This is a genomic window from Xanthomonas sp. NCPPB 3218, from assembly GCF_056725185.1.
Genome location: NZ_CM161516.1, coordinates 3,199,462 through 3,216,216, shown reverse-complemented (window position 1 = coordinate 3,216,216; position 16,755 = coordinate 3,199,462). Strand labels below are relative to the sequence as shown.

Genomic DNA, 16,755 nt, shown 5'->3' with positions numbered 1-16,755 from the left:
CCTCATCGCGCACAAGTGCGCTCCTACCCATGCACTGTCGATGGCCTGCAGCATGGATGTCGCATCGCGGCATCGCGTCCGCAGCTGCGCTCTGCATCGGGTCGCCGACTTTTTCGCTCATGCAGCGGCTATATTGATGCCCATGAAACATAGGGGCGGGGGCGCGATGCGTCCGATACAAGGGATAGGTGCGCTGCTGCTGATGGCCTGCAGCGGCGCTGCCATGGCGTTGGGCTTGGGCGATATCCGGGTGCTGTCCAGGCCCGGGCAGCCGTTGGTGGCCGAGATTCCGGTCATCTCCAACGAGCCGGGCGAACTCGACAACGCACGTGTGGCGCTGGCATCGGCCACCACGTTTGCACGGGTCGGCCTGGAGCGCCCGCAGGGCCTGGTCAGCAACCTGCAGTTTCAGTTCGCGCAGGACGCGCGCGGGCGTGCGGTGATCCGTGTGACCAGCAGCCAGGCAGTGGAGCAGCCGGCGATCAACTTCCTGATCGAGGTGGAGTGGGGCCAGGGCCGGCTGGTGCGCGAGTATTCCGCACTGGTCGATGCGCCCAACACCGCCGCGGCGATCGCCGAGCCAGGCATCGAGGCGCCGCGCGCCGGGGCCAGCAACGCCATCGCACGCGCGCCGGCCGCCGCGCCCGCAGCCGCCGCCGAACGCGCCGGACAGGCCGCCGACGCGGCGGCGCCTGGCGCACGTTCCAGCACGCGCGCTGCCGCGCCGGTGCCGGCCGGCGATGCGTTGCCGGCGGTGCGCTCGGGCCAGACCTTGTCGGAGATCGCTGCCGCGGTGGCCCGTTCCAGCGGGCATTCGCTCGACCAGACCATGCTGGCGCTGCTGCGTACCAACCCGGACGCCTTCATTGGCGGCAACATCAATCGATTGAAGCAGGGCGCAGTGCTGCGCACCCCGCAGGAGGATGCGCTGGCGCAGGTCGGCGCCGCCGAGGCGGCGGTGATGGTGCGCGAGCAGGCCGCGCAGTGGCGGCAGGCGCGCTCGGCGATTCCGCAGCCGGCCGAGGCCGGCGCTGCGGCCGCAACGCCCGCGCCTGCCGCAGCGGCGGCGTCGGCGTCGGCGGGTGCCGGCGCGCGGCTCGAGATCGCCCCTGCAGTGGCGAGTCAGACCAACACCGCCGGCGCCACGTCCGGCACCAGTGCCGAAGGCGAGGGCGACATGGCGGCCAACCAACAGTTACAACAGGCCAGGGAAGACATCGCCACCCGCGATGCGGAATTGCAGGATCTGCGCACCCGCGTGGCCGATCTGGAAAAGCTCAAGCAGCAACAACAGGCCTTGATCGCCATGAAGGACACCGACCTGGCGGCCGCGCAGAAGCGGCTGTCGGAGACGCCGGCTGCGGCACAGCAGGGCAGCGGGTTTCCGCTGTGGCTGATCGGTGGCCTGGTGTTGATCGTCGCGGCGGTCGTCGCCTGGCTGGCGGCGCGCCGGCGCAAACCCTCGCCGCTGCCGCCTTTGCCGCGGCGTCAGTTCGATTTCGTGCCGGTCGGTGCCGCGGCAGACGCCGCCGAACCGCAGGACGATGCGCAGGCCACCGTGCCCAGCGAGCACGATGTGCTGCACGACCCCGAATTCGAACAAGCCGATCTGCGCGAAGAAGAACGCGCCCAGCAGACGCAGCAACCGCTGTCCGATGTGCTGCGCCGCGAGCCGCTGTTGTCCGAGCCTGCCGCCGCGCCGCCGGCGGTCGCCAGCGATGACTGGCGCTCGCTGCGCGCAACGCCGCCAGCGCCTCCGGTAGAGCAGCCGGCGTTCGTCGCGCCCGAGGACGCGATGCCGGAGCCGCCGAGGTCCGCGCACGCGCAGCCGGAAGACGGCCAGGTACCGCAAGGTGATGTTGCGCATGCCAGCAGCGATCTGCCGCCGGGCGTGCCGTCCGCGTCGGTCGCCACGCAGGACCGCCTGGATGTCGATCCGGCCCCCATCGCGCCGGCCGCTACGCCCAGCGCGGTGAACAGCAGGGAATTCGTCTCGGCAGGGCGCGATCGTCTGGAGCTGGCCGTGGCCTACATGGACCTTGGCGACAGGGACACCGCGCGTGGCCTGTTGCTGGAAGTCGCGGCAACCGGCGACGAGGCCAGCCGCGCCGAGGCCGCCGAACTGCTGGAACGCCTGGCATGAGCCCGGCGCTGGACAGCATGGCCGCCGCACGCGAGCGCCGCATCGATTACGTGGAATTCGCCTCGCTCGATCTGGAGGCCAGCCGCGCCTTTTTCGAAGCCGTGTTCGGCTGGCAGTTTCAGGCCTATGGCCCGGATTATCTGGCCTTCAACGACGGTCGTCTGGACGGCGGTTTCTATCGCGCCACCGCTGCAGCGCCGGCAGACGCTGGCCCATTGGTCGTGCTGTATGCCGACGCGCTGGAGCCCATGGCCGAGCGCGTTCGCGCGGCCGGTGGCGAGATCGTCAAGCCGGTGTTCGGCTTTCCCGGCGGCAGCCGCTTTCATTTCCGCGAGCCGGGCGGTAACACGCTGGCAGTGTGGTCCGAGCGCACGGTCGGCTAGTCCGCGCGCTCCATCGATTCGATAACAGGCAGGTTCCGATGCGTTACGCGCTGGGCGTGGAGTACGACGGCAGCGAGTTCCAGGGCTGGCAGCAGTTGGGGGAACATGGCGGGCCGAGCGTACAGGCCAGCCTGCAGGCGGCGCTGTCCTCGGTGGCCGATGCCCCGGTGCAGGTGGTGTGCGCGGGCCGCACCGATGCCGGCGTGCACGGCGAATGCCAGGTGGTGCATTTCGACAGCGATGCGCGCCGCGAGCCGCGTGGCTGGATGCTGGGCACCACCGCGCGCCTGCCGCCCTCGATCGCGGTGCGCTGGTGCGTGCCGGCCGCCGCCGACTTCCATGCGCGGTTTTCCGCACGCGCACGCCGCTACCGGTATCGCCTGCTGAATCGGCAGATACGCCCGGCGCTGTATCGCCAGACCTTGAGCTGGGAACGGCGCCCGCTGGATGCCGATGCCATGCACGCAGCCGCGCAGGCCTTGTTGGGCGAGAACGACTTCAGCGCATTTCGCAGTGTGCAGTGCCAGGCCCTGCATGCACGCCGCAACCTGCAGGCCATCAGCGTGCAACGCATCGGCGAGGTGGTGGAGGTGCAGGTCCAGGCCAATGCATTCCTTCATCACATGGTGCGGAATATTGTTGGCTCGCTGATCCTGATCGGAACCGGGGAACAACCGGGCGACTGGATCGCGACGTTGCTGGCCGGCCGCGACCGCACGGTGGCCGGGCCGACAGCGCCGCCACAAGGTCTGGTCTTCGTCGGGCCGCTGTATCCCGCAGAGTGGCATCTGCCCGCTGAGGTAACCCAATGAATCGATCGCTGTACCGCACCCGTATCAAGTTCTGTGGCATGACTCGCGCCGGTGATATCCGACTGGCCGGCGAGCTGGGTGTGGACGCGGTAGGTTTCATCTTTGCGCATGGCAGCCCGCGCCGCGTGGCGCCAGCCGAGGCGCGCGCGATGCGCCAGGCCACTGCGCCGATGGTCGATGTGGTGGCGCTGTTCCGCAATAATTCCAAGGAAGAAGTGCGCGAAGTGGTGCGCACCGTACGCCCGACCTTGCTGCAGTTCCATGGCGAGGAAGACGACGCGTTCTGCCGCAGCTTCAACCTGCCGTATCTGAAGGCGGTGCCGATGGGCAGCGGCGGGATGAATGGCGAGGACGCCAACGCGCGAACCTTGCAGCTCGCCTTTCCCAATACCGCCGGTTTCCTGTTCGACAGCCATGCGCCCGGTGCAGGCGGCGGTACCGGCAAGACCTTCGATTGGTCGCGCCTGCCGACCGGCCTGCATCGCCCGTTTCTGCTGGCCGGTGGCATCACCGCCGACAATGTGTTCGACGCGATCGTGGCAACGCTGCCGTGGGGCGTGGACGTGTCCAGCGGCGTGGAGCTGGCGCCCGGGATCAAGGACGGCCACATGATGCGCAAGTTCGTCGAAGAAGTGCGCCGGGCCGATTGTCACGAGATGGGGTGAGTTGGGGAATCGGGAATCGGGAATCGGGAATCGGGATTGGGGATTGGGGAATCGGAGTAGGCAGTCTGCTTCGTTGTTTTAATTGCCCTAGATTTTTCGTGTCCTCCAATGATTGATTGCTTAGTCGTAGTCTCTCCGATCACTGAGCGTTCCAATCAGACGCTTGCGGCATCCGTGGTGCGCTGCTGATCTTCTGAAAGTGCGCTGCGCAACCAGCCGGCGAGCTGGTCGATGCGCGGGTCCGGGTTGCGCCTTGCGGCGCACAGCACCCAGCGGCCGCGGGTTGGCGTGAAGCCCCAGGGCGCCAGCAGGCGTCCGGCGGCCAGGTCCGCGGCAACCAGCGGTTGCGGTGCGATCGCCACGCCCAGGCCGGCGGCGGCAGCTTCGAGCAGGTAGACCAGATGTTCGAATTCAGTGCCGAAGCGCAGCGCTTCGGCTGCCACGCCGTGGCTTTGCGCCCATTCCGGCCAGGCCTGCGGGCGCGAGCGGGTATGCAGCAAGGCGTGATCGAGCAGGGCGGCAGGCGCTCTGCCAGCGAGCTGCGTTGCCGATGCCAACTGCGGACTCAGCACCGGACCAATCCACTCCACCCCCAGCTCGTGCACCTGCCAGTCGCCTGGCCAGGGCGGGGTGTCCAGCAGCAGTGCCGCATCCAGGCCGTCCAGATCCGGGCCGGGCGCCTGCTCGTTGGCCGACAGGTGCAGGCGCACCTGCGGCAGATCCCGCTGCAGCCGGCCCAGCCGCGGGATGACCCAGCGCGCCAGCAGGCTGCCCGAGCAGCCCAGCACCAGCGGCGTCTCGCTGCTGGGGCGGCGCAATGCCGCCCAGGTGTCGCCGATCAGCGCAAAGCCCTCACCGGTCGCATCGCGCAGCCGGGCGCCGGCAGGCGTCAGCACCAGGCCGCGACCCTGGCGGGTGAACAGCGCCGCGCCCAGGGCCTGTTCCAGCGAGCGCACGTGCCGGCTGATGGCGCCATGGGTCACGTGCAACTCCTGCGCGGCCCGGCTGACGCTCTGCAGACGCGCGGCGGATTCGAACGCGCGCAGCGCTGCAAGCGGGGGAAGCAGGGTGCTCATATGTGAGTCCAGGTCACAGGTTGCGGCAATCTTATCGATTTATCGCGCGCCGTGGCTGCGCTACAGTAATGCTTCTTGTATGACCGCATCGCTGCAGAGGATTCCCATGTCGGCCCAGCCCATCAGTGACTTTCACGCCTATCCGGACGCTGCCGGCCACTTCGGCAAGTTCGGCGGCCGGTTCGTCGCCGAGACCTTGATCGGCCCGTTGCAGGAACTGGCTGCCGCCTACGACCAGGCGCGCCAGGATCCGGCCTTCATTGCCGAGTACGACAAGGATCTCAAGCATTACGTCGGCCGGCCCAGCCCGATCTACCACGCCGAGCGCCTGAGCCGCGAAGTGGGCGGCGCGCAGATCCTGCTCAAGCGCGAGGACCTGAACCATACCGGCGCGCACAAGATCAACAACACCATCGGCCAGGCCCTGCTGGCCAGCCGCATGGGCAAGACCCGCATCATCGCCGAGACCGGCGCCGGCCAGCATGGCGTGGCCAGTGCCACGGTCGCCGCGCGGCTGGGCCTGGAGTGCGTGGTCTACATGGGTGCCACTGACATCGAGCGGCAGAAGATCAACGTCTACCGCATGAAGTTGCTGGGCGCCACGGTGATCCCGGTGACCTCCGGCTCGGCCACGCTCAAGGACGCGCTCAACGAGGCGATGCGCGACTGGGTCACCAACGTGCAGGACACCTTCTACATCATCGGCACCGTGGCCGGCCCGGATCCGTATCCGCGCATGGTGCGTGACTTCAATGCGATTGTCGGCCGCGAAGCGCGCGTGCAGATGCTGGAGGACTTCGGCCGCCTGCCGGATGCGATCAGCGCCTGCGTCGGCGGCGGCAGCAATGCGATCGGCCTGTTCCATGCCTTCCTCAACGACCCGGGCGTCAAGATCTACGGCGCCGAAGCGGCCGGCGACGGCATCGCCAGCGGCCGTCATGCGGCGTCGATCGCGGCCGGGCGCCCCGGTGTGCTGCATGGCAACCGTACCTATGTGATCTGCGACGACGACGGCCAGATCACCGAAACCCATTCGATCTCCGCCGGCCTGGATTACCCGGGCGTGGGCCCGGAACATTCGTTCCTGTCCGACAGCGGCCGCGCGGTCTATCAGGGCATCACCGACGACGAAGCGATGGCGGCCTTCCATCTGCTGGCGCATACCGAAGGCATCCTGGCCGCGCTCGAATCCAGCCACGCGGTGGCGCAGTCGATCAAGCTCGCGCGCGAGATGCCCAAGGACGCGTTGATCCTGTGCAACCTGTCCGGCCGCGGCGACAAGGACGTGCACACCATCGCTGCGCGCGAAGGCGTGCAGGTCTGATGCCACTGCGGCGCGTCACCGTGACCGCGCTGGCCGACCAACCGGGCGAGCAGGAGCTGCTGTTCGCCTGGCTCGACCGCTGGGCGCCGCAGATCCGCAGCTGCTCGGAAAACAGCGGCTGCGGCTGCTGCCTGGACAGTTTCGACCTCGAGGTCGAGGCCCAGGCATTGACCGAACTGCCGCCTGCCATGTACCAGGACATCCATTGAAGCGGTCGCACCGCCTCTAACTTTCTTGCAAGGTCTTTCAATGCGTCGTATCGACGAAACCTTCCAGCGCCTGCGCGCCGATGGCCGCAAGGCGCTCATCCCCTTCATCACCGCCGGCGACCCGTCGCTGGAAGCCACCGTACCGGTCATGCACGCGCTGGTACGTGCCGGTGCCGACGTCATCGAGCTGGGCGTGCCGTTCTCCGACCCGATGGCCGACGGCCCCACCATCCAGCGCAGCTCCGAGCGTGCGCTGGGCCGTGGTGCCGGCTTGGCCTACGTGCTGGAGGCGGTGCACGAATTCCGCCGCGAAGACGCCGCCACGCCGGTGGTGTTGATGGGCTACCTCAACCCGATCGAGATCCACGGCACCCGGCGCTTCGCCGAAGCCGCCGTCGCTGCCGGTGTGGATGGCCTGCTCCTGGTCGATCTGCCACCCGAAGAAGCGGCCGAGACCCGCACCATCTTCACCGAGGTCGGCCTGGCCCTGATCGCGCTGGCCTCGCCGACCACCAGCGAGCAGCGCCTGGACATGCTGTGCAGCAGTGCCCAGGGGTATCTGTATTACGTCAGCTTCGCCGGCGTCACCGGCGCCTCGAATCTGCTCGACACCCATGCCGCCAGCGACCGCCTGCGCCAGCTGCGCCGGCGTGCCGGCGCTCCGGTGGTGGCCGGCTTCGGCATCAAGGACGCCGCCAGCGCCGCCGCGATGGCCGTCGACGCCGAAGGGGTGGTGGTTGGTAGCGCCCTGGTCGCTGCGCTGGCCGAAGCCACCGACGTCCGCAGCGCCCGCGAACGCGCCGAAGCCTTCCTGGCCCCACTGCGCCAGGCGCTCGACCAGGCCTGAAGCCAACGCCGCTCTCTGCTCCGGGGGAGACGGCGCGGCCTGCGCGCCATCTGGCGCGCCTGCCTTCAAGCGCCGGCGCGGCAGGCGCTGGCCGGGCCATGCAGGCCCCGCATTTAGCCTCCGCGCTACCTCGGCTTTCCCGCGGCGCGTTAGACTGTCGCCCCTCTGCGGCCCACATGGCCGCCCTGCATGGATTGTCATACACGCATGAGCTGGCTCAGCAAATTGATGCCCTCCGGCATCCGCACCGAGAACACCCCGGCCAAGAAGCGCAGCGTCCCCGAGGGCCTGTGGGAGAAGTGCAGCAACTGCGGCAGCGCGCTGTACGGCCCCGAGCTCGAGGAAAACCTCGAGGTGTGTCCCAAGTGCGACCACCATATGGCGATCCGCGCGCGCGCGCGCCTGAACTCGCTGTTCGATCCCGACACCGCAACCACCGAGATCGCCGCCCAGCTGGGCCCGGTCGACGTGCTCAAGTTCAAGGACCAGAAGCGCTACGGCGAGCGCATCAAGGCCAGCCAGAAGAGCAGCGGCGAGTACGACGCACTGATCGCCATGCGCGGCACGCTCAAGGGCAATCCGCTGGTCGCCGCCGCCTTCGACTTCGCCTTCATGGGCGGCTCGATGGGCTCGGTGGTCGGCGAGCGCTTCGCACGCGCGGCCGAAGTGGCGCTGGAAGTCGGCTGCCCGTTCGTGTGCTTTTCCGCCAGCGGCGGGGCGCGCATGCAGGAGGGCCTGTTCTCGCTGATGCAGATGGCAAAGACCTCCGCCGCGCTCGGTCGCCTGCGCGAAGCCGGTCTGCCGTACATCTCGGTGCTGACCCATCCCACCACCGGTGGCGTGTCGGCCTCGTTCGCGATGCTGGGCGATATCAATATCGCCGAGCCGCATGCCCTGATCGGCTTCGCCGGCCCGCGCGTGATCGAGCAGACCGTGCGCGAGACCCTGCCGGAAGGCTTCCAGCGTTCGGAGTTCCTGCTCGACCACGGTGCCATCGACCAGATCTGCGACCGCCGCGACATGCGCGACCGCATCGCCGATCTGACCGCGATGATGATGCGCCAGCCGCATCCGCAGGACGCGGCCGCATGAGGCCAGTGGTTGCGCGCATGCGCGACACCGTCGCACGCGCCGCTGCGCGTGCGTCCACCCGTAGGCAGGAACACCGTAACGCATGAGCAGTCGCAAGTATTTTGGAACCGACGGTATCCGCGGTCGGGTCGGGCAGGGCGTGATCTCGGCCGATTTCGTGCTGCGGTTGGGCAATGCGCTCGGTCGGGTGCTCACCCAGGGCCGCAGCAAGCGCCCGCTGGTGCTGATCGGCAAGGACACCCGGATTTCCGGCTATATGTTCGAAGCCGCGTTGGAAGCCGGCCTGGTCGCCGCCGGCGCCGACGTGCAGCTGATCGGCCCGATGCCGACCCCGGCCATCGCCTTCCTGACCAACACCCTGCGCGCCGACGCCGGCGTGGTGATCAGCGCCTCGCACAACCCGCACTACGACAACGGCATCAAGTTCTTTTCCGCCGAAGGCGAGAAGCTCGACGACGCCACCGAAGCGGCGATCGAGGCCGCGCTGGACGAGCCGTTCCACACCGTGGAATCGGAGCGCCTGGGCAAGGCGATCCGTACCCGCGATGCGATCGGCCGTTACATCGAATTCTGCAAGGCCAGCGTGGCGCGCGGGTTCACCCTGCACGGCCTGAAGATGGTGCTGGACTGCGCGCATGGCGCGACCTATCACATCGCGCCGATGCTGTTCCGCGAACTCGGCGCGGACGTGGTCGTCATCGGTGCCGCACCGGACGGGCTCAATATCAACGCCGGTGTCGGCTCCACGCATATCGACAACCTCGCCGCCAAGGTGCGCGAGAGCGGTGCGCAGCTCGGCATCGCCTTCGATGGCGATGGCGACCGCGTGCTGATGGCCGACGACCAGGGCAACCCGGTCGATGGCGACGATCTGCTCTACGTGCTCGCGCGCTCCTGGCAGGCCAGCGGCCGGCTCACCGGCACCGTGGTCGGCACCTTGATGACCAACTACGGTCTGGAACAGGCGCTGGCCACATTGAACATCCCGTTCCAGCGCGCCAAGGTCGGCGACCGCTACGTGCACCAGGCCCTGGTCGAGGGCGGCGGCACGCTGGGCGGCGAAACCTCCGGCCACCTGCTGTGCCTGGATCGCGCCACCACCGGCGATGGCATCGTCAGTGCGCTGCAGGTGCTCGAGGCACTGGGGCGCGACGGGCAGAGCCTGCGCGAGGCCCTGGGCAGCCTGAGCAAGGTGCCGCAGAAGACCGTCAATGTGCGGCTGGGAGGCGGGGCGGCCAAGGCAATCGTGGAGGCGGCCGGCGTGCAGCAGGCGCTGCAGCAGGCGCAGGCCGCCGTGCAGGGCCGTGGGCGCGCGTTCCTGCGTCCGTCCGGCACCGAGCCGGTGGTGCGCGTGACCGTGGAAGCCGACGACGCCGGCCTGATGCAGGACACGCTCGACCGTCTTTCCGGAGCCGTGCGTGACGCGGCGTGAGTCGCTGATCATTGGTGTGTGCGTGGTCTTTGCCAAGGCCGCGACGTTCTACCTGTTGTATCGCCTGCTGTCCTGAGCGGCAGGCCTTCCTTTCGACTTCCGACCTCAACTGCAGATATCCGTATGAGCGCCCGCATCCCGACCCTGGACATCACCCGTTTCGACAGCGACCGCGACGCCTTCGTCGCCGAGCTCGGCGCGGCCTATCGGCAATGGGGCTTTGCCGGCATCCGCAACCACGGCATCGCGCAGGCGGACATCGACGCGGCGTATGACGTGTTCAAGGCGTTCTTTGCACTGCCCGAAGAGGTCAAGCGTCGCTATCACGTGGAAGGCAGCGGCGGTGCGCGCGGCTATACCGCGTTCGGCGTGGAGACCGCCAAGGATTCCAAGCATTTCGATCTGAAGGAGTTCTGGCATATCGGTCGCGAGATCGCGGACGATTCGCCGTACCGCGCGGTGATGGCGCCGAACCTGTGGCCCGAAGAGGTGCCTGGTTTCCGTGAGCGCGGCTACCGGCTGTACCAGCAGCTGGACCAGCTGGGCTCGCGTGTGCTGTCGGCATTGGCGCTGCATATCGGCCTGCCGCAGGACTACTTTGTCGACAAGACCAACAACGGCAACTCGATCCTGCGGCCGATCCACTACCCGCCGATCACCAGCGACGACATCCCCAACGTGCGCGCCGGTGCGCACGGCGACATCAATTTCATCACCCTGCTGGTCGGCGCCAGCGCGGCCGGGCTGGAAGTGCGCTCAAACGATGGCGAGTGGGTGCCGTTCACTGCCGACGCCGACACCATCGTGGTCAACATCGGCGACATGCTGCAGCGCCTGACCAACCACGTGTATCCGTCCACCATCCATCGCGTGGTCAATCCGCCGGGCGAACAGGCGCGCAAGCCGCGCTATTCGGTGCCGTTCTTCCTGCACCCCAATCCGGATTTCCTGATCGACGTGCTGCCTTCGTGCATCACCGCCGACAATCCGTGCCGCTACCTCGAGCCGATTACCGCGCACGGTTTTCTGGAAGAACGTCTGCGTGAGATCAAGCTGAAGTAATCCGTTCGCAGCCGCGATAGCGCGGCCAGCGGCTGCGCTCGCAGCATCGGCGATGACCTCCGCCACAGTTTGATTCATAAAATTCTGCTGGCGGCCGGTTAAAGCTTGCATTCACCTCAGCCGATAACCCAGTCTGATCGCTAGCGCGACGTCGGATTCGCCTGGCGCCCGCTGCCGATTGCACTAGGCTTGGGGGGCGCATGCAGACGCAGTGGTTCAAACGGATCGGCCCGGTTTTGGGGTTGCTGGCGTACTGCGCCGCAAGCTGTGCGTGGGCGACGCCGCTCAGCGTGACCGTCGTCGATGCCAACGGCATGTTGGTCGATGCGGTAGTGAGTCTGGAGCCGGCACGTCCGGTGGCCGCCGGTGGGGCGCCCAGGACCGTCGAGATGGACCAGGTCAACTCGCAGTTCGTACCTGCGGTGCTGGCGGTGCGCACCGGTACCCTGGTGCGGTTTCCCAACAACGACCAGATTCGCCATCAGGTCTATTCGTTCTCTGCCGCAAAGCGTTTTGAGTTGCCGCTGTTCCAGGGCAGCACTGCCGCGCCGGTGCGCTTCGACCAGGCTGGTCTGGTGACGGTGGGCTGCAATATCCACGACTGGATGCTGGGCTATATCGTGGTGCTGGACACGCCGTATTTCGGCAAGACCGGCAGCGACGGTCGCGTGCAGCTGGACGCGCCGGCAGGCAACTACACCTTGCGGGTCTGGCATCCGCGCATCAAGGGCGCCGCACTCGCAGAGCCGGTGGCGCTTGCGCGCGAGGCCGTGCAACGGCGCGTGACCTTGCAGACCACCGGCGCCGCACCGGCGGTGGCACCTCCGGATGCGCGCGTGCGCGCGCTGCAGGACAAGTTCCGCCGCGCCGACCCGCAGAAGCCCAAGCCATGAAGGCCATGCGCCTGCATACCCGCATCGCGGCGTTTCTGGTGCTGGTCGTGCTCGCCACGCAGGCGTTGACTTTCATCGCGGTGCAGGTCGCCACCGAGCGCAGCGTCAAGGCGCAGCTCGGCGAAGAGCTACAGATCGGCGAGCGCGTCTGGCAACGCATCAATCTGCGCCGCGACGAACAACTGCTGCAGTCGGCCTCGGTGCTGGCCGACGACTTCGGTTTCCGCGCGGCCGTGGCCAGCGGCGATGTGCCGACCATGCAATCGGCATTGCGCAACCACGCCGCGCGCATGTCGGCGCAGACCGCGCTGCTGCTGGCGCCGGATGGCGAATTTTTGACCGGGCTTGCCGATCTGCCGCAAACCGAACAGCTGCGCGCAGTGCAGACCCTGCTGCAGCAGGCGCAGCGCGATGGGCGTGCGGTGGGCGTGGTCGCACTGGACCGACGCATCGTGCGGCTGGCGGTGGTGCAGGTACTGGCACCGAGCCGGGTGGGCTGGATCGCGATCGGCAACGAATCCGGCGACGGTCTCGCGCAGGATTTCCGTTCCACCACCGGGCTGGATGCGACCTTCTTCACCGATGGTCCGCCGGTGCGGGTACTGGCGTCCACGCTGGAGCCGGCCGCGCGCGCCGAGTTCGCGCAGCAGTTGCCGACCGCCGAACGCGCACAGGGCGCGGCGGTCGCGTTGACGCTGGCCGAGTCGCGTTACCTGGTCAAACTGCAGTCGATCCAGGGCGACAGTCATGTGCGGGTCGCGCTGCAGGCCTCGCTGGATCGCGCGGTGGCGCCGTACCGCGTGCTCAAGTTGCGCATCCTGCTGCTGGCGGGCCTGGCCACGGCTGCGGCGCTGGGTGTGGCGATCTTCCTGGCGCGCAGCGTCAGCAGGCCGGTCGCGCAGCTGGTGCAGGCAGCGCGGCGCATCCAGCGCGGCGACTACCACACCGCGGTCGAGGTGCCCTCCGGGCGCGAACTGGCCGAGTTGGCCGACAGCTTCGGGCGCATGCAGCAGCAGATCGCCAGTCGCGAGCAGCACATCCTGCATCAGGCGCGCCACGATGCCCTGACCGGTCTGCCCAATCGCATCTGGTTGCTGGAGCGGCTGAAGGACGTGGTGGAGCAGACCGTGGCCTCCGGCGGCACGGCCGCAGTGCTGATCCTGGATCTGGAACGCTTCAAGGAACTCAACGACAGCCTGGGCCACGATTTTGCCGACCAGGTCCTGGTCGAAGCAGGCCGCCGCCTTGCCGACGTGGTGCAGGAACCCAATCTCGTCGGGCGGCTGGGCAGCGACGAATTCATGGTGGTGGTGGCGCAGACCGACGTCACCACCGTGCAGCAGGATGCACAGCGCTTGCTGCTGCAGTTGCGCCGTCCGCTGGCGCTGCCGCAGGCGCGCATCCAGCTGGAAGCCAGCATCGGCATCGCCCTGATTCCCGAACACGGCGCCGATCCGGACACCTTGTTGCGGCGCGCGGACATCGCACGGCGCCAGGGCGGCAACGTCACCACCGTCGGCGCCAGCGTGTATCGCCTGGGCCAGGACGAGCAGCATCTGCGCCGGCTGCGCCTGACCGGCGATCTGCGTCAGGCCATCGGCGGCAACGAACTGACCTTGCGCTTCCAGCCCAAGATCTGCCTGCGCAACGATCGCGTCGAACAGGTCGAGGTGCTGGTGCGCTGGCAGCATCCGGTGCTCGGGGCGATCGGCCCGGACGAATTCATTCCGCTGGCCGAGCACTCCGGCGTGATCCATCCCTTGACCCGCTTCGTGCTGGACGAGGCGCTGCGCTGCCAGGCGCACTGGCGCAGGCAGGGGCTGGAACTGGGAATGGCGATCAATCTCTCCGCACTGGATCTGTCCGACCCCGGCTTGCCCGATTACGTGCGTGGCCGTCTGGAGCATCACGCGGTGCCGGCGCAGTCGGTGACGCTGGAACTGACCGAAAGCGCGCTGATGCGCGATGTCGAATCGGCGCTGCACATGCTGCACCAGCTGCGCAGCGTCGGCGTGCGTCTGTCCATCGACGACTTCGGCACCGGCTATTCCTCGTTGGCGCAACTCAAGCGCATGCCGGTGAATGAATTGAAGATCGACAAGAGCTTCGTCATGCAACTGGCCGAGGGCACCGACGATGCGTTCATCGTGCGCAGCACGATCGATCTCGGGCACAACCTGGGCTTGAGCGTGATCGCCGAAGGCGTGGAGAACGCCACCGCGCTGGGGCTGCTGCGCGGTTATGGCTGCGACATGGTGCAGGGCTATCTGTATTCGCCGCCACTGGAAGAAGTGCCGCTGGTCGCCTGGTGCATGCGGCAACTCGATCTGGCGCCGGCGGCGCAGGCAGGAGTGCATCGATGAGCAAATGGCGGGGCGCGCTGCTGTCTGTGGCACTGGCCGGGCTGACCAGCGCGCCCGCGTCGGCGATCGCCGGCGACGGGCGCCTGCTCGCCACCGGTGGCGTGTCGATGATCGAAGGCAGCAGCGGTGGCGGCATCGTGCCGTGGGCCACGCTGTCGGGCTACGGCACCCGCGACGAACTGGGCAGCGTGTTGTTCGCCACGCATGTGGACAGCGGCGATTACCGGCTCGACGTGCAAGGTGCCGCGCTGACGGTCGGCAACCGGCTGGAACTTTCGCTGGCGCGGCAACGGCTGGATCTGGGCACCCTGCAGGATCGGCTGGGCCTGCCATGGAATGCGCTTGGCCAGGACGTGTTCGGCGCCAAGCTGCGGGTCTACGGCGATCTGGTCTACGGACATGCGCCGCAGGTCAGCGTGGGCATGCAGTACAAACGCCTGCGCGATGGCACGCTGCCGCTGGCGATCGGCGCGCGCGACGATCACGGCACCGATGTGTATGTCAGTGCCAGCCGCTTGTTCCTGCAGGCCGCGGGCGGCTATCAACTGCTGCTCAACGGTACGCTGCGCGCGACCCGCGCCAATCAGACCGGCTTGCTCGGTTTCGGCGGCGATCGCCGCAACGCCTATCGGCTGGTCGGCGAAGCCAGCGCCGCCGTCGTGCTGTCGCCGGCGTGGGTGGTCGGCGTGGAATATCGCGACAAGCCCGACAACCTCGGCTTCGCCCGCGAGCAGGCCTGGGCGGATGCATTCGTGGCCTGGTTTCCCAGCAAGCATGTGTCCCTGACCGCGGCCTGGGCCGAGCTTGGCGACATCGCCACGCTCACCGACCAGCGCGGTCCCTATCTTTCCCTGCAGGTGGCGTTCTGATGAATCGATGGCTGCGCTGGCCCTTGCTGTGCATGCTGGCGCTGATGAGTGCCTGCACTACCACGCAACCGCGCCCCACGCTCTACGACGAACTCGGCGGGCAGGCCGGAATCGAAGCGCTGGTGGAAACCATGCTGTCGCGCATCGCCGACGACCAACGCATCGTCGACAAGTTCGCGCGCGTCAACATCGTGATGCTCAACGAGCGCCTGGTGCAGAAGTTCTGCCATGTCGCCGACGGCCCGTGCCCGGATACCGCCAAGTCGATGCAGCAGGCGCATGCGCACCTGGCCATTCGCGAAGGCGATTTCAATGCGCTGGTGGAGGATCTGAACTGGGCGATGGATCAGCGCAAGATTCCGCGCCGCACGCAGAACCGTCTGCTGGCGCGGCTGGCGGCCATGCATGGCGAAATCGTCAATCACTGAGGGTGTCGCATCGCTGCCGCGCGCAGCGATGGGCGCGCGTGGTCGCTGCTCGTAACACCATGTTTCCAGCCACGGACTGCGGCTGTGGGCGGGGCCGTTCAAGGCATCCAGGGTGCGCTCGCGACGTATTGCCAGTCGCCCTGCGCTGCAGACAGGGGCGAGGCTGCGGCCGGTACCGGTGGTGACCATGGCAACGGACAAGCTGGCTGCTGCAAACGCCGCGCAGTCACGGGTGTGTGGCTGCGCAGGCAAGACGCTGCAGGCAGCCGATGCGCCGCCGCCTCTCACTGCAACGGACGCACCCGCTGCGATCCGCGCGCCATCAGGCGCAGTGCGAGCGCATGCGGCATCACGCGCAAGGCCGCATTGACCAGGCGATAGCGCCAGCCCGGTACGGCCAGCACCTGGCCGCGTTCCAGCGCGGCAATGCCGTACTCGGCCACGTCGTCGGCCTGCAGCCACGCCCAGCGGGGCAGGGTGGACATCGCCGCGCGGGTGCCGGTGACATCGTGAAACTCCGACCAGGCAAAGCCGGGACACAGCGCGCAAACCTTGACCGCGCAGTCGGCGTTCTCCAGTGCCAGCGATTCGCTGAAGCGCAGCAGGAAGCTCTTGCTGGCTGCGTACAGCGTCTGCCCGTCGGCACTCGGCGTCAGTGCGGCGAACGAGGCCACATTGAGGATCCGGCCCTGGCCGCTGGCGCGAATCATCGGCAAGAGCCGCCAGGTCAGTTCGCACACCGCGCCCACCATCACCTGCAGAAAGCGTGCATGCGTGGCCCAGTCGTTGTGCAGATAGCGGCCCGGCACGCCGTAGCCGGCGTTGTTGACCAGGGTGCCCACCGTCCAGCCATTGCGCTGGATCTGCGCAACCAATGCTTCGACCGCGGCGGGATCGCCCAGATCGGCCGGCACCACTTCCACCCGCACCAAGGGCCGCAACTCCTCGGCCAGCGCCTGCAGCCGGTCGACCCGGCGCGCGGTCAGGATCAGCGGCACGCCACGCCTTGCGTAGGCACGCGCAATCTCGCGGCCGATGCCGCTGGAGGCGCCGGTGACCAGCGCGAAGACAGGCGAAACGGACATGGCAGGTTCCTGCTGGAGGAGGGGGAGGACAGGCAATGGACAGAAGTGTGCCGGCTGCCGACAGGGCATGGG

The 16,755-nt window shown here is 68.0% G+C and carries 16 protein-coding genes; 14 read left to right on the top strand and 2 right to left on the bottom strand.

Annotated features, from left to right (window positions below; genetic code table 11):
- Positions 1-166: 166 nt before the first annotated feature.
- Genes AC1PLS_RS13280 through AC1PLS_RS13265 form a run of 4 tightly spaced genes read left to right on the top strand, consistent with a single transcriptional unit; the run spans position 167 to position 4,003 of the window.
- The gene (locus AC1PLS_RS13280) at positions 167-2,143 is read left to right on the top strand and encodes a motility hub landmark protein FimV (RefSeq protein WP_481103767.1); all 1,977 of its coding nucleotides are present in this window, start codon (positions 167-169) and stop codon (positions 2,141-2,143) included.
- Entirely contained in the window at positions 2,140-2,526 is a 387-nt protein-coding gene (locus AC1PLS_RS13275; RefSeq protein ID WP_166768720.1) for a VOC family protein, read from the top strand. The genes AC1PLS_RS13280 and AC1PLS_RS13275 overlap by 4 nt, the downstream gene beginning before the upstream one ends.
- A gap of 38 nt (positions 2,527-2,564) precedes the next feature.
- Positions 2,565-3,338, top strand: coding sequence for a tRNA pseudouridine(38-40) synthase TruA (gene truA / locus AC1PLS_RS13270; RefSeq protein WP_016903694.1), 774 nt, complete (start codon positions 2,565-2,567; stop codon positions 3,336-3,338).
- Positions 3,335-4,003: a phosphoribosylanthranilate isomerase gene (locus AC1PLS_RS13265; RefSeq protein WP_016903693.1), complete on the top strand. Its 669-nt coding sequence runs from the start codon at positions 3,335-3,337 to the stop codon at positions 4,001-4,003. Before truA ends, AC1PLS_RS13265 begins: the two co-directional genes overlap by 4 nt.
- A 155-nt stretch (positions 4,004-4,158) precedes the next feature.
- Here AC1PLS_RS13265 and AC1PLS_RS13260 read toward each other — a convergent pair whose 3' ends face one another.
- Entirely contained in the window at positions 4,159-5,079 is a 921-nt protein-coding gene (locus tag AC1PLS_RS13260; protein ID WP_184613568.1) for a LysR family transcriptional regulator, read from the bottom strand.
- 106 nt (positions 5,080-5,185) lie between these two features.
- Between AC1PLS_RS13260 and trpB the strand changes: the two genes are divergently transcribed.
- The 10 genes from trpB to AC1PLS_RS13210 all read left to right on the top strand — a co-directional run bounded on the left by trpB (position 5,186) and on the right by AC1PLS_RS13210 (position 15,598).
- On the top strand, positions 5,186-6,403 hold the full coding sequence (gene trpB / locus AC1PLS_RS13255; protein ID WP_039522203.1) for a tryptophan synthase subunit beta: 1,218 nt from the start codon (positions 5,186-5,188) through the stop codon (positions 6,401-6,403).
- Complete coding sequence (locus AC1PLS_RS13250) at positions 6,403-6,612, top strand: hypothetical protein (protein WP_016903690.1); 210 nt, start codon at positions 6,403-6,405, stop codon at positions 6,610-6,612. The genes trpB and AC1PLS_RS13250 overlap by 1 nt, the downstream gene beginning before the upstream one ends.
- A gap of 40 nt (positions 6,613-6,652) precedes the next feature.
- Positions 6,653-7,459, top strand: a complete 807-nt coding sequence (gene trpA, locus AC1PLS_RS13245; RefSeq protein ID WP_046343351.1) for a tryptophan synthase subunit alpha — start codon at positions 6,653-6,655, stop codon at positions 7,457-7,459.
- Positions 7,460-7,666: 207 nt separating this feature from the next.
- On the top strand, positions 7,667-8,551 hold the full coding sequence (gene accD, locus AC1PLS_RS13240; protein WP_046343350.1) for an acetyl-CoA carboxylase, carboxyltransferase subunit beta: 885 nt from the start codon (positions 7,667-7,669) through the stop codon (positions 8,549-8,551).
- An 82-nt stretch (positions 8,552-8,633) separates the two neighbouring features.
- Positions 8,634-9,983 carry a phosphoglucosamine mutase gene (gene glmM / locus AC1PLS_RS13235; protein WP_184378636.1) on the top strand — a complete coding sequence of 450 codons (1,350 nt, stop codon included), beginning with the start codon at positions 8,634-8,636 and terminating at the stop codon, positions 9,981-9,983.
- Between the two features lie 123 nt (positions 9,984-10,106).
- Positions 10,107-11,045, top strand: coding sequence for an isopenicillin N synthase family dioxygenase (locus AC1PLS_RS13230; protein WP_184378634.1), 939 nt, complete (start codon positions 10,107-10,109; stop codon positions 11,043-11,045).
- A 200-nt stretch (positions 11,046-11,245) separates the two neighbouring features.
- Entirely contained in the window at positions 11,246-11,938 is a 693-nt protein-coding gene (locus AC1PLS_RS13225) for a methylamine utilization protein (RefSeq protein ID WP_024937987.1), read from the top strand.
- The gene (locus tag AC1PLS_RS13220; protein WP_126967753.1) at positions 11,935-14,301 is read left to right on the top strand and encodes a putative bifunctional diguanylate cyclase/phosphodiesterase; all 2,367 of its coding nucleotides are present in this window, start codon (positions 11,935-11,937) and stop codon (positions 14,299-14,301) included. Before AC1PLS_RS13225 ends, AC1PLS_RS13220 begins: the two co-directional genes overlap by 4 nt.
- Positions 14,298-15,170, top strand: a complete 873-nt coding sequence (locus AC1PLS_RS13215) for a DUF3034 family protein (RefSeq protein ID WP_184378632.1) — start codon at positions 14,298-14,300, stop codon at positions 15,168-15,170. Before AC1PLS_RS13220 ends, AC1PLS_RS13215 begins: the two co-directional genes overlap by 4 nt.
- Positions 15,170-15,598, top strand: a complete 429-nt coding sequence (locus AC1PLS_RS13210; protein WP_054592528.1) for a group I truncated hemoglobin — start codon at positions 15,170-15,172, stop codon at positions 15,596-15,598. Before AC1PLS_RS13215 ends, AC1PLS_RS13210 begins: the two co-directional genes overlap by 1 nt.
- A gap of 284 nt (positions 15,599-15,882) precedes the next feature.
- On the opposite strand, the gene AC1PLS_RS13205 is transcribed toward AC1PLS_RS13210, so the two are convergent.
- Positions 15,883-16,683 carry an SDR family NAD(P)-dependent oxidoreductase gene (locus AC1PLS_RS13205; protein WP_016902990.1) on the bottom strand — a complete coding sequence of 267 codons (801 nt, stop codon included), beginning with the start codon at positions 16,681-16,683 and terminating at the stop codon, positions 15,883-15,885.
- Positions 16,684-16,755: the final 72 nt, after the last annotated feature.

Coding starts and splice junctions, on each gene's coding strand:
- AC1PLS_RS13280 (WP_481103767.1), top strand. CDS start 167: ATGCGTCCGATACAAGGGATAGGTGCGCTGCTGCTGATGGCCTGCAGC.
- AC1PLS_RS13275 (WP_166768720.1), top strand. CDS start 2,140: ATGAGCCCGGCGCTGGACAGCATGGCCGCCGCACGCGAGCGCCGCATC.
- truA (WP_016903694.1), top strand. CDS start 2,565: ATGCGTTACGCGCTGGGCGTGGAGTACGACGGCAGCGAGTTCCAGGGC.
- AC1PLS_RS13265 (WP_016903693.1), top strand. CDS start 3,335: ATGAATCGATCGCTGTACCGCACCCGTATCAAGTTCTGTGGCATGACT.
- AC1PLS_RS13260 (WP_184613568.1), bottom strand. CDS start 5,079: ATGAGCACCCTGCTTCCCCCGCTTGCAGCGCTGCGCGCGTTCGAATCC.
- trpB (WP_039522203.1), top strand. CDS start 5,186: ATGTCGGCCCAGCCCATCAGTGACTTTCACGCCTATCCGGACGCTGCC.
- AC1PLS_RS13250 (WP_016903690.1), top strand. CDS start 6,403: ATGCCACTGCGGCGCGTCACCGTGACCGCGCTGGCCGACCAACCGGGC.
- trpA (WP_046343351.1), top strand. CDS start 6,653: ATGCGTCGTATCGACGAAACCTTCCAGCGCCTGCGCGCCGATGGCCGC.
- accD (WP_046343350.1), top strand. CDS start 7,667: ATGAGCTGGCTCAGCAAATTGATGCCCTCCGGCATCCGCACCGAGAAC.
- glmM (WP_184378636.1), top strand. CDS start 8,634: ATGAGCAGTCGCAAGTATTTTGGAACCGACGGTATCCGCGGTCGGGTC.
- AC1PLS_RS13230 (WP_184378634.1), top strand. CDS start 10,107: ATGAGCGCCCGCATCCCGACCCTGGACATCACCCGTTTCGACAGCGAC.
- AC1PLS_RS13225 (WP_024937987.1), top strand. CDS start 11,246: ATGCAGACGCAGTGGTTCAAACGGATCGGCCCGGTTTTGGGGTTGCTG.
- AC1PLS_RS13220 (WP_126967753.1), top strand. CDS start 11,935: ATGAAGGCCATGCGCCTGCATACCCGCATCGCGGCGTTTCTGGTGCTG.
- AC1PLS_RS13215 (WP_184378632.1), top strand. CDS start 14,298: ATGAGCAAATGGCGGGGCGCGCTGCTGTCTGTGGCACTGGCCGGGCTG.
- AC1PLS_RS13210 (WP_054592528.1), top strand. CDS start 15,170: ATGAATCGATGGCTGCGCTGGCCCTTGCTGTGCATGCTGGCGCTGATG.
- AC1PLS_RS13205 (WP_016902990.1), bottom strand. CDS start 16,683: ATGTCCGTTTCGCCTGTCTTCGCGCTGGTCACCGGCGCCTCCAGCGGC.